Origin of the sequence: Acinetobacter sp. HA (assembly GCF_000264725.1) — a bacterium.
GTDB lineage: Bacteria > Pseudomonadota > Gammaproteobacteria > Pseudomonadales > Moraxellaceae > Acinetobacter > Acinetobacter schindleri.
Window position 1 is genome coordinate 1 of record NZ_AJXD01000067.1, and the last position, 12,140, is coordinate 12,140.

At 43.5% G+C, this 12,140-nt stretch carries 10 protein-coding genes and 1 pseudogene; 7 read left to right on the forward strand and 4 right to left on the reverse strand.

All coding sequences use genetic code 11. The features are described 5' to 3' along the window. Window positions 1-1,045 precede the first annotated feature (1,045 nt). The 3 genes and pseudogenes from ubiH to HADU_RS10830 all read left to right on the forward strand — a co-directional run bounded on the left by ubiH (window position 1,046) and on the right by HADU_RS10830 (window position 3,914). A pseudogene (ubiH, locus tag HADU_RS10820) lies at window positions 1,046-2,253 on the forward strand (2-octaprenyl-6-methoxyphenyl hydroxylase). After that, window positions 2,250-3,491 (forward strand): FAD-dependent monooxygenase, encoded by a 1,242-nt coding sequence (locus tag HADU_RS10825; RefSeq protein ID WP_008306314.1) that lies wholly within the window; start codon window positions 2,250-2,252, stop codon window positions 3,489-3,491. Before ubiH ends, HADU_RS10825 begins: the two are co-directional and overlap by 4 nt. A gap of 174 nt (window positions 3,492-3,665) precedes the next feature. Then, complete coding sequence (locus tag HADU_RS10830) at window positions 3,666-3,914, forward strand: hypothetical protein (protein ID WP_004810703.1); 249 nt, start codon at window positions 3,666-3,668, stop codon at window positions 3,912-3,914. An 82-nt stretch (window positions 3,915-3,996) separates the two neighbouring features. Here HADU_RS10830 and rsmI read toward each other — a convergent pair whose 3' ends face one another. Continuing rightward, entirely contained in the window at window positions 3,997-4,839 is an 843-nt protein-coding gene (rsmI, locus tag HADU_RS10835; RefSeq protein WP_004810701.1) for a 16S rRNA (cytidine(1402)-2'-O)-methyltransferase, read from the reverse strand. Between the two features lie 10 nt (window positions 4,840-4,849). Here rsmI and HADU_RS10840 point away from each other — a divergent pair, with 10 nt between their 5' ends. The 4 genes from HADU_RS10840 (at window position 4,850) to HADU_RS10855 (ending at window position 7,928) form a co-directional block, all read left to right on the forward strand. Then, window positions 4,850-5,809 carry a penicillin-binding protein activator gene (locus HADU_RS10840; protein WP_004810700.1) on the forward strand — a complete coding sequence of 320 codons (960 nt, stop codon included), beginning with the start codon at window positions 4,850-4,852 and terminating at the stop codon, window positions 5,807-5,809. Between the two features lie 5 nt (window positions 5,810-5,814). Next, window positions 5,815-6,234, forward strand: a complete 420-nt coding sequence (locus tag HADU_RS10845) for a YraN family protein (protein WP_004810698.1) — start codon at window positions 5,815-5,817, stop codon at window positions 6,232-6,234. Between the two features lie 139 nt (window positions 6,235-6,373). Next, window positions 6,374-7,057, forward strand: a complete 684-nt coding sequence (locus HADU_RS10850) for a BON domain-containing protein (RefSeq protein ID WP_004810697.1) — start codon at window positions 6,374-6,376, stop codon at window positions 7,055-7,057. Then, window positions 7,047-7,928 carry an alpha/beta hydrolase gene (locus HADU_RS10855; protein ID WP_004810694.1) on the forward strand — a complete coding sequence of 294 codons (882 nt, stop codon included), beginning with the start codon at window positions 7,047-7,049 and terminating at the stop codon, window positions 7,926-7,928. Before HADU_RS10850 ends, HADU_RS10855 begins: the two co-directional genes overlap by 11 nt. Window positions 7,929-7,989: 61 nt before the next feature. Here the strand turns inward: HADU_RS10855 and nudC are convergent, their stop codons facing one another. The 3 genes from nudC to dnaQ form a co-directional block, all read right to left on the reverse strand. After that, window positions 7,990-8,766: an NAD(+) diphosphatase gene (gene nudC, locus HADU_RS10860; protein ID WP_008306319.1), complete on the reverse strand. Its 777-nt coding sequence runs from the start codon at window positions 8,764-8,766 to the stop codon at window positions 7,990-7,992. Next, entirely contained in the window at window positions 8,766-10,409 is a 1,644-nt protein-coding gene (locus HADU_RS10865) for a hypothetical protein (RefSeq protein ID WP_008306321.1), read from the reverse strand. Before HADU_RS10865 ends, nudC begins: the two co-directional genes overlap by 1 nt. Window positions 10,410-10,536: 127 nt before the next feature. Beyond that, window positions 10,537-11,940: a DNA polymerase III subunit epsilon gene (dnaQ, locus tag HADU_RS10870; RefSeq protein WP_008306323.1), complete on the reverse strand. Its 1,404-nt coding sequence runs from the start codon at window positions 11,938-11,940 to the stop codon at window positions 10,537-10,539. Window positions 11,941-12,140 lie beyond the last annotated feature (200 nt).

Here is a 12,140-nt window from a genome sequence, read left to right on the forward strand (position 1 = left end):
TTTTTTATATTATAAATGATAATCGACTAATTTATGTTAAGTGCTTTCAAGTTAATAGAGTTAAATTAATTTTCGTATTTAATCTTAATTATTGTAGATTAGAGGTGTGATGTTCCATATTTATAATAATTGCCATAATTCTTCATGAATTCCTTACTATTTATCTAAATTATTTAGATTAGTTTCCTACTTAAGCCATATTTCACCATGTTTATCCAATTTAAAAAGATTTCCTTGAATTGCATGAATTAATTTTTCACTCTATTTATTTAAATGTAAAAAAACTTCACTATTTTTTGTGGACCCAAAACAACATAAGAAATCATCAGGGAAAATTCTAATATAAAAATATAGACTATATTTTTAAATTTTGAATGAAGCTTGACATACTTTAAACCTAAATTGCTGATAAATACTTTTTCAGTATTAAAATAACTTTTTCTGAAATCCTAAGATAATCTTTCTATTCTTACTCTAATTTGATCTTTATGCTCTAGCAGATAACTATCTGTCGCTTGAACATTTGTTCTATGCAATATCAAGTAAAATTCTAATTGACGATTAGAGTCAGGCATCGGCAGTCGATTTGCTTCTTCCTACGTAATCGGTTGATATTTTCAGGGATGTCATCAATTGGAAAGGATCCTAAATAATGCTCTCGATGTGGACTAAGCTGTGTTTTTACAATCAATTCAGGATTCTGTTTCCAAGTGACGACTTCTCCTTCCTGAGGGAGATGAGCTTGGTCTTTTGATGAGCAGGCTATAAGTGGGACAAGATAGCCGGCTAAGATAAAGCATTTCTTTATTTGCATTGTTTTTCTCTTTAAGCTTTATTCTTGGATGGACTAGTTAAGGTTTATTTATAAAAAAACACAGATCTGTGCCAAATTTTATTTCTCTAAAGATTTAAGCGATTAACAAAGCAATATCAATTACAGCTAAACGACTAATTCATTATAAAAATAAAAATCTTTGAGGTAAGATTAAATCCAACATGATTAGACGTATCTAGATTTTATAGATACCCAGATAAGGATCAAAGCATGCAACAAGAAGTCATCATTGTCGGTGGTGGGATGGTGGGTTTAAGCCTCGCACTGATGCTGGCGAAAACCGGGATTGCGGTCAAACTGTTAGAAGCAATCCAATACCCAGATTATGATGATATCAATCTTGCTCCCTATCACTCCAGTTTTGATGCCCGTAACAGCGCTTTATCACGCCGTAGTGTACAGATTTATCAGGAGCTGGGTCTGTGGGATGCTTTACAGGAACATGCCACGCCGATTCTGGAAGTGAATATTACCGAACAGGGCAGCTTTGGTAAGGCACGTCTGATCGCTGAACAGGAAAAAGTCGAAAGCTTTGGTCAGGTGATTGAAAATGCCTGGCTCGGTCGCGTATTGCTGACACAAGTCAAAAAGAGCCACTCATTGAACTGATCGATGGCGTGCAGGTGACTTCTCTCATCCAGGATAAAGACTTTGCTTATATTGAAGCACAGCGTGGCGAAACTGCTTTAAAACTGCAATCCAAACTGGTAATTGCTGCGGATGGTCGCGATTCTTTCTGTCGTAAGGCACTGGGTATTGGCGCATCGGTACACGACTATGATCAGGTTGCGATTGTCACAACCGTACAAACGTCAAAACCGCATCAACATGTCGGTTTTGAACGTTTTAGTCCTTTAGGACCTTTGGCTTTGCTACCTCTTCCAGGCGAATACCGTCGTTCCGTGGTATGGCCAGTTCCTAAAGGTACCGAGCATGAATGGCTGGGTGATGAAAATGATCAGCACTTCCTGCATGCTTTACAACAGACTTATGGTGATCGTGCCGGAAAATTCCAGAAAACTGGTAAGCGTTTCAGTTTCCCATTATCGCAAGTCCTGGCAGAAAAGCAGGCGGTTGGTCGTGTGGTGTTAATGGGGAATGCAGCGCATACGATCCATCCAGTTGCAGGCCAAGGCTTTAACTTGTGTATGCGTGACGCTTATGTACTGAACCGTTATCTGGCAGAACAGCTGGAACAGGGGGCTGATCTGGGCGATGCTCAAATGCTGCAAGATTATGAAAAATCACGCTTGAAAGATCAGCAACGTGTGATCAAGTTCTGTGATTCAGTCGTACGTGGTTTTAGCAACCAGAATCCATTCCTGAAACTGATCCGTAATACCGGACTGGTGGCTTTTGAAAATATTCCAGGCATCAAGCCACTTGTAGCCAACTATGCAATGGGACTCAAAGCATGACAGAACAAACTCAGGTATTAGATGCTGTCATTGTAGGTGGCGGGCTGGTTGGTGGCTTAACGGCATTATTACTTGCTCAAGATGGCGTACAGACCACCGTGCTGGATGCTGCACCGATTTTAGATACTGAAAAGACACTAAGTGTTGCCAATCCACGCGTATTGGCACTCAGCCAGGCCACTATTCATTTGCTAAAAACAGTAGGGGTTTGGGAAAAACTTGCACGTCAGCAGCCATATACAGGTATGCAGGTCTGGAATAAAAATGGTTATGGTGAAATCAATTTTGGTCAGCCTTCCAAGAAAACACCAAAAGTCGAGCAGGCGCTTGGTTCTATGGTTGAGCCAAGTATTCTGAACCTGGCCATTCAGCAAAAAATGCTGCAAGAACTGAAAGATTACCGCACACAGGTCAAAGTTATCCGGGTAGAACGCGGGGTAGGAGTCTGGATTGTACACCTTGCCGATGGTACCCAGCTCAAAACCAGATTGCTGATCGGTGCAGATGGTGCCAATTCCTTTGTCCGTGAACAGGCCTTTATTGACATTGATGTCCTGGACTATAAACAGGCCGGTATCAGCTGTGCCATTAAGACCGCACAACCCCATCAGCATGTTGCACGCCAGATTTTCCTGGAAACTGGTCCATTGGCTTACTTACCGATGGCCAGCCTTAATCTGGAAGAGGAGGGACATTGGCAATCGATTGTCTGGACTTTGCCAGAAGATTATGCCGAAGAATATGCAGCCTTGTCAGATCAGGAATTTATCCAATTACTGACCCGAGAAAGTCATCACATGCTTGGTGAAGTGCTCGAAGCAAGCCCACGAGCAACTTTCCCGCTTAAAGCACGTGCGGCTCAGCAATATGTGCAAGATGGACTGGCCCTGATCGGTGATGCTGCCCATGTGATTCATCCACTCGCGGGACAAGGTGTCAATATTGGCTGTCTGGATGCGGCAGTGTTATGTGATGTGTTACTGCATGATAAAACGCGTGGCGTCTGGGCACATGAGCAAACCTTACAGCGCTATGAACATCTGCGTAAGGGGCAAAATGATGCCATGATGCACAGCATGTCTGCGATTGGCTGGATAGAAACCACTCAACTTTTCCCTGTGGTTTGGGCGCGTAATTTAGGCCTGAAACAGGTTGAACAGCTGCCTGTATTAAAAGATGCTTTTATGGCGCAGGCCAATGGCTTGGGACTGCTCAAAGATACCCGCTACGCCGTCTGACCTGGAATTGTTATTTTTTAAACAATCATATGTAAAAAGAAACGAATTTGTTTAAAAAAGATACGATTTTTTAATATTTGGTACTAGGCGAAACACAAAGAGATTGCTAAATTTCAGGTAATTTACAACCTAGTTTAAATGCACATGTGATGGTCATTTGTGGGGGACATGAATATGACAGATATGAATGAATATGATGAAGCAGAAGATGCTGTCGTTGATGATGATGAAGCAAAAGCAGCAGAGAAAGGCGCTGCTGAAGGCGATGAAGTTGTTAGTGATACAGACGTTCTCGAAGCTGAAACATTGACTGTGACAGCGAAGCTAAAAAAGCGTCAGGCACTTGAAGATGAGGTGGCTGCGTTCCTGGCTCGCGGTGGTCGAATTACTGAAGTGCCGGCAGACGATTCAGTACGCGAATAAGTCGTCTACCTCCTGAATATAAAAAAACACCGCGGATTACAGTGGTGTTTTTTTATGCCTATCTTTCTCTGGAAAAAGCTATTTAGTCATTGGCACCCGTTAACTCAAGTGCACGTTGGTAAGCCACTTTCTTTTTGATACCGGTCAGATCGGCTGCCAGCTGGGAAGCTGCTTTCACAGAAAGATCCTGTAATAAACGGAGTAACAGCTTGTCGAGTTTTTCCTGATCCATATCTTTTTCGACAGTCGCTCCACCCACTACCAGTACGATTTCACCTTTTTGCTGGTTGGCGTCCTTGGCAATAAACTCAATCAATTCACCCAAGGTCATCTTTCGGATAGTTTCAAACGTTTTGGTAATTTCACGGGCAAAGCCAACCGGACGATCAGCACCAAACACATTCGCCATATCTTTCACACATTCCAGAATCCGGTGCGGTGCCTCATAGAAAATCATGGTCTGGGTTTCATCTTTGAGTTTTTCCAAATTGAGCAGACGCTGGCTTTGTTTTGATGGCAGGAAGCCTTCAAAGCTGAAACGGTCACTCGGTAAACCTACTGCGCTTAATGCAGCAATTGCAGCACAGGCACCCGGTACAGGTATCACACGAATATTGTGTTCCTGTGCAGCACGCACGAATTTAAAGCCTGGATCACTAATCAATGGTGTACCCGCATCACTGATCAGTGCCATGTTTTCGCCATTGAGCAAACGTTGAATAAGCTGATCTATCTTGTTGCTTTCATTATGGTCGTGGCAGGCTGTCAGTGGAGTGGAAATATTAAAATGCTTGAGCAATTGCATAGAAGTTCGTGTATCCTCAGCAGCAATAAGACTCACCGACTTCAACACCTCAATTGCACGATAACTAATATCATCTAAGTGCCCGATTGGAGTCGCAACAACAAATAACTGAGCACTCATAGGTTTCTCCATGTGGAATAAACAGAATTATAAAAAACGGAAGAATATTAAAAAAATATTGGGTTTGAGCTTATTGGGCTGCATCGGCAGCGTGCAAGCGGAAATTCTGGTCATTCTACCCGAATCTGGACCTTTGGCGCGAGCTGCATCGAATATCAAACAGGGATTCATGAGTGCCTATATGGCATCCGGGCAAAAAGTGCCGATTAAATGGGTGAATTCTGATCAGAAGAAAATGTCACAATTACTGAAACAGCATGTCAATAAAAAGACGCAGCTCATCGTGGGGCCACTGGCACGTCAGGATATTGAAGCACTGGTTCAGGCCCAACCCAAAGTCAAAACCCTGAGTCTGAATGACAGCATGAGCAGTTCACCTCAGCTTTGGCAGTTCAGTCTGTCTAAGCATGAAGATGCAATTGCTTTACAGAAGGTACTGACGAAGGATCGAATTCAGTATTTGCAGATACTGCGTCAGCCCGGAAGTGAGACCGAGCATGAACTGATGTTGATGTCTTTGCTCAGTGTAGGGGATCTGCAAGTGGATATTATCGATATTGCACCAAAATCTTTGTCCTCTAAACAGGGTTTATTACTCATGGGCAATCCGGAGTGGTTGGCCGCAATGCGAAACCTGCCGAAGAAACGGCTTTATACCGTATCCAATGCGATTGACCAGCATATAACTTTGCCTAAAGGTATTAAATTTTGTGACGTACCTGCACTGTATACTCATGCTTGGCCAGATGTATTGAATGCCTATCAGCAGGCGCCGGTGCAGATGTCCTATCAGCGGTTAATCGCCTTTGGTGGAGATGCCTGGCAGATCAGTCAGCTGTATTTAAGTGACCAGAAAGCCGAACAGCTACAGTTTCAGGGTCGTACCGGACATATTCAGGTCAATGCTGAGGGACTGCGACGTATGCCCGCCTGCTTTGAATATACCAGCAAGGGCGTCAAGCTGATTTAACTATTATGCGTATCAGTCAGCAATTGGGAAAATGGGCAGAACAGCAAGCGCTTGCCTTGTTGCAGCATCATGGCTTTCAGTTGGTCCAAGCCAATTATCACAGCCGTTATGGTGAAATTGATTTAATCGTGCAACATGCTCAAGAGCTGGTTTTTGTGGAAGTAAAAGCACGGGCAAGTACAGATTATGCCAATGCACTCGAGTCAATTTCCCTTAGCAAGCAGCGGAAAATGATGAAAACTGCTCTTCATTTCCTGCAAAATCATGAAGAATTTCAGCATTTTTTCTGTCGTTTTGATGTGATTTGTTTTGATTTTAATCAACATTTTGCAAAAACCATACAGCATGATTTTTGCAATTACCTTTATGATTCGCAATGGATTGAAAATGCTTTTACTTTTGATCAAGAGTTTATTAATCTTTGAACAACACAGGCTTTTCTTTGTGCGATTTTCTGTACAGAGATTATGGTAATGTTCAAGGAAAATAAAAGTTGATCAATATTGCGCGACAGAATTTATTAAATTGAACAAAGACGTATTAAACAATAAGGAGTCTTGCTGAGTGGTTAAACGTATTGTAATAACAATGTTATGTGTCGCAAGTTTATCGGGCTGTGCCAGCTTTATTTCAGGTGGTACAGGCACGGCTCCTGTCGGTACGGATCAAGGGGCGCGTACCCTTGGACAGGTTTTTATCGATTCTTCAATTGTGCGTACTGCAAAAATTAATCTTTATAAACTTGATTCACGATTCAAACAGTCGCGAGTCAATATTGAGAGTTTTCATGGTCATGTATTATTGACTGGTCAGGTGCCAGATGCGCATCTGAAACAACTGGCTGAAGACAATGTCAAAGCCATGAGTGATGTGAAAGCCGTACATAACTTTATTACTATCGGTAACCAGATCAGTTATGGCACCATCATGCAGGATACCGCAGCAACGGCAAATACCCGTGGCCTGATCATGAAAGCGCCTGTAGTTGCAGACAGTAAGGTACATGTGCATACCGAAGATGGCGTGTTATATGTGATGGGCCGTCTAAACAATGCTGAAATTGCTGATCTCAATCAGGTGCTGGCGCAAGTCGGTAATGTCACTAAAATTGTGACCCTGATTGATAATGTAGAAACGCTCAGCAATTCAACCAGCCAAAACTTTGCGACCACAGCTTCATCAAGTGCCTTGGTGCAAACTCCAGTTGCGATTGATCCTGATACAGTTGAACCAACTTATGCACAATAAGGTGCACTCTTTTAAAGCCAAGCTGTCGAGTCATCTGAACGTTGCAAGACAAATCTACCGGGATTTTCGCTTATATGATCTCGGTAGCTATGCGCTGAACCGTTTTACTCCCAAAGCAGGTTATAGCGCTGAACGGCATTTGGCCTATGGCCTTAAAGCGCGGCAGCGTTTTGATCTGTATCGTAGTGCACAGCCTTTGGCACATCGCCCCTTGATTGTCTTTGTCCATGGTGGTGCCTGGCTACATGGGGATAAGAAAGAATATCAGTTTATTGGTGAGGCTTTTGCCCGTGAAGGCTATGACGTGGTGGTTCCAAATTACCATCTGGCGCCAGAACATATCTTCCCGCAATCTGTGGATGACTTGCATCTGCTTTTGGATCATCTGCACACTGCGGCAGCAAAGCTGCAGATTTCATCAGAGAATATTGTATTGATGGGACATTCTGCCGGTGCGTTTAATGTGATGTCAGCGGTGTACTATCCGCAGCCGCATAAAGCAGAGCGGCTGGCGAATATCCGCGCTATCATTGGTTTAGCGGGGCCTTATCATTTTGACTATAAGGATGATCCGATCTGTGCTAATGCCTTTGATCAGGCAGTGCCTTATCAGCAGGTGATGCCACTGTACTTTGTACAACCTCAGCCTTTGAAGCATTATCTGTTTATTGCTGAAAAAGACGATATCGTGGGACATTTCAATAGTCATGATCTGGATCGGGTATTAAAGCAACATGGTAACCATAGTCATGTGATCAGTATTCCAAAGCTCGGACACATTACTATTGTTGGATCACTTTCCAGCCTGTTTAGCCGCTTCTTTGTAACCAAGTCTAGAGTACTGTGGGCACTAGAAGATGCATTTAAATAATTCATTCTATTGAATGTAAAAAGCCCGGATTTAATACCGGGCTTTTTGTTTATAAATTGGCTTACAACCAGGCTTGAGTATCATCAGCCACGGGCGTGCCTTGCGTGATATGCATAATCATAGAATGTGCAATGCTGCCTTTGAATGGAATTTCTGGCAGGGCATCCAGCTTAAAGAATTGCGCATCACTGATTTCTTCTTCCTGCAGTTTGATCTCACCAGAAGCATATTCTGCTTTAAAGGCAATCATCAGATTACTTGGGAAGGGCCAGGGCTGGCTGGCCAGATATTGAATATTTTTGACTTTAATTCCGACTTCTTCTTCCGTTTCACGACGGACTGCTTCTTCCAAAGTTTCACCGACTTCGACAAAACCGGCAATCAGTCCATACATCTGGCTGGTTTTATTACGGGCATTTTTAGCCAGCAAGATTTCATCTTTACCACGGGTAATCACGGTAATCACACAGGGCTGTACGCGTGGATATTGACGGTAGTGGCAAGCGGGGCAGACCATAGCATATTCTACGGCGTGGGCTTCGGTTGGTGTACCACAATGACTACAGAAACGATGATTGCGACGCCATTCCAGTAGCTGTACAGCGCGGCTGGCCTGTTCAAACTGGCGAACATTCCAGTATTGCAGTAATTGACGGATCGGAACGAGTTGCAGACCTGGGGGGATTGGTTCGTCAGGGAGGAGGTCACGGGCAATCACCTGATCACCCGTACCGAGCTGTATGTCACTTGCTAGCGCTTCCACTTGGGGAAGCTGGAGATTTTCATCGACTAAAAGTTGCTGTTGTTGAAAGATATACGCAAGTGACAATTTAGACATTAGGCTACAGTTTTCAGTTTTTGACTACTGTCCAATGCTACCTTAAACATTGACTGTAATACAGGCTGTTTGCTCTTTAAATTGTCAATGAGCATATCCGCGCTGGCGAGTGGATCAAGCACGCGATTGACGTCATCGGGACTGAGTGCAGTAGCAGATTCAATCCGGCTTTGAATAAAGTCAGCCGTTGTGCTTAGTGCGGCCTGACCATTTTCAGCGTTCAGGAACAGCATTGCACCCGCAATTTCACGGATCTGGTTTGGCAAGCTTTCTAATGTTTGCAGGTTCTGGTCCTGCAAGTAATTCATTAGGGTGTGGCTGGCAAGTTCGATCAGGGCTTTGGTTTCGCTTAGTAAAGCGGCATGTGCTTCATCCAGACGATCCAGTGAAATATTCATGTTATTTACACGGAGCTGTAAACGGCTAGAGGTATGATGACGTTCTAGTACCCCAATCGAATTCATAGCAGACAAAATCACATTCATGAGCTGCTGGACAAACCCTTCATCTTTCAACACTTCAGGTTGACTGAGTGAAGCAGCCTGACGAGTAAGATCATTAGAAGCTTCATTCAGGTTCAAAACCTTGAAGATGTTTGCCATGCTATTCAGCTGAACCTGCAATTCCTGAGTCTTTTCAGGGGTCATGTTGTGATAGTTGTATTCGATGTCATTACGGATCTGTGCCATTTCAGCAGTGACCAGATCACTGATAGTATGCATGGTTTCAAAATCAGGACCATATAAATGACGGCTGAAGACCTGTAACTGGGTATCGGTCAGTGAATCTTCACCGATATTCAGCTTGCTACGGATATGATGAGCAATATCATCTTCCTGGCTGATACATAAGCTCAGTATATTCGCCAAGTCAGCAATATTCGCCTTGAAACGGTCTGGGGCATTGAAATACTGTGCCATATTACGCTCAACACTGATTAGGGTGCGTAAACGTGGCTCGTTGATCAGGAGCTCATCGATATGGTTGAACGCCACATAGACCAGATTCCAGTACTGTTTGCTTGGGTGCTGCTCAGAAAGACCTGCCAGATAAGTCCCCACCAGTTTGATCGCTTGTAAGTCCAGATCGCTTTCTTCCTGCTTAAGCAGTTTATTCAGCGATAGCTTGTACAGGCGATGCACATAAACAGACTTCTCCAGTCCAGGTGCTTGCGGCAGATCAAAATCAGGCGTGATCAGGTCGAGCAGGGACTCAATCTGATGGCCTTCAGTAGTCAGTGGCTTGCCCAGAGCAAGTTCCAGCCGGTTTAAAGTATCCAGCAAAAATTGTGGAATTTTGACTTCACGCAAGCAAATGAATTCGATATAGCGCTTCAGCATGGTCGTCCCTTCACTGAGGGCGATCACTTCTGCCGTGTTTACGTTGGCAGGATTCCCCATGATCTTGCGCATAAGCTCAGCAGAATATTGAGCGACTTTGGCCAGGCTTGGCATATCGATCAGTGCAAGAACTTGTGCGCACTGTTCGAACTGGTTGAGCGCATCATCAATCCCAAAAGGCAAGGTCTGATCTTCTACCAGTGTGCTGACTGCTGATTCAACCAATTTGATCGAATTATCAACCTCATTTTTTATTATCAGTAAAGCCGTAGGGTCAAAATGTATAGAGGTTTGGTAAGACATTGATCTGCACCTTTCCTGAAGTTTTATCTAATAGTTGAGGCCTGCTGCAACTGGCAGGACATCTTTGTATTTACTATAACTGAACTGTTATTTTTTTTAACATAAATTGTTAACTGAATAATGGATTTTATTTTGCGAAAAGGCAAGGCGCGCCATGTTTTTCTTCATATTGTTTGACCCAGTTCTCATGTTCGCTCAATTCTTCATCAGATGGCAAAATTACCGGTAGATCAATTTCAATTTTCACACTGCCTGAGCTGGCATTTTGTTCTTCACTATGTGACAGGGCATCCATATCAAAAGAAACCTGACCACCGGTCATCGCCAGGTAAACATCGGACAGAATTTCTGCATCGAGTAATGCGCCGTGGAAAGTACGGTCACGCTGCGGAATCTCATAACGACGTACCAGGGCATCAAGAGAGTTTTTCTGGCCCGGATGACGTGACTTGGCCATCGCCAGGGTATCCGTGACTTCACAGACTTCTGACAGGGTTTGAAAACCAGCACGCTTGAATTCCATATCCAGGAAGTTCATATCGAAGGTCGCGTTATGCGCGATGATTTCTGCACCTTTCAAGTAATCGAACAGAACTTGAGAAATATCCTCAAATAAAGGCTTGTCTTGCAGGAACTCATCAGTAATGCCGTGGACATTAACTGAATCGCCTACCGGTTTTTTCGGATTGATATAAATATGAATCGAGCTGCCGGTGAGTTTACGATTCACCATTTCAATTGCGCCGACCTCGATAATCCGGTCACCATCCTGATAATAGAAACCGGTGGTCTCTGTATCGAGAATCAGCTGACGAGGACCATATATATCTAATGTGGCTGGAGTAATCACAATCTGCGGGTGCAATTGAGTCTCTACTAGCGCTTGTTCAGCAGCGACAGGCTGATTGTTTAAGTGAGTTTCCATGGTCACTTCAGTTACATCTGCCATGAGTTCATCCATTTCTTCAGCTTCAGCCAGTTCCAGGCCAAAAGGGTCATCCAGTAACCAGTCTTTTTCAGGCTTTTTTATATCTTGTGTTTTTATCTCAGCGCTTGCTGCAAAATGAATTGCTGGAACATGACGGGATTTTTCGCCATTTTTTAAGGCGAGATCCGCACCCAGATTAGCCAGCTGATCGGCCATTTCATTACCCTCATGGCCAGCATGTCCTTTGATCCAGTGCCAGTCAATCTGACGGCCCTGGCAAACTGCATCCAGCTGTTTCCATAAGTCAGGGTTTTTGACATCTTTCCAGTTTTTACGTTTCCAGCCTTCGATCCATTCAGTGATACCTTTTTTGACATAATTGGAATCGGTCCAGATCACCAGCTTGGCATCTTTGGGACAGACAGAAATCCCTTCTATGGCAGCCATCAGTTCCATACGGTTATTGGTGGTCTGAAGCTCGCCGCCATAAATTTTATGCTCATCTGAACCGTTCTGAATATAGGCACCCCAACCACCTACAGCGATTTCCTTACCATTGCCGCGGCATGCGCCATCCACATACAGTGTGATTGTTTGAGACATAAACCAAATCCGATCAAAAAAGAACAAGCTGAGCGGGATATTGTATAACGCAAATACGTTTGAATAATCCATATCTCCGCGATTTTTTAATTTCTTGTAACATTTAACGTCAAATCGCGGTAAATTATTAGCTTGTGTCGTCGACATGCTTAATTAAAATGGCATATCTAAAAAATAAATTTTATACAAGTTGTTTGGAT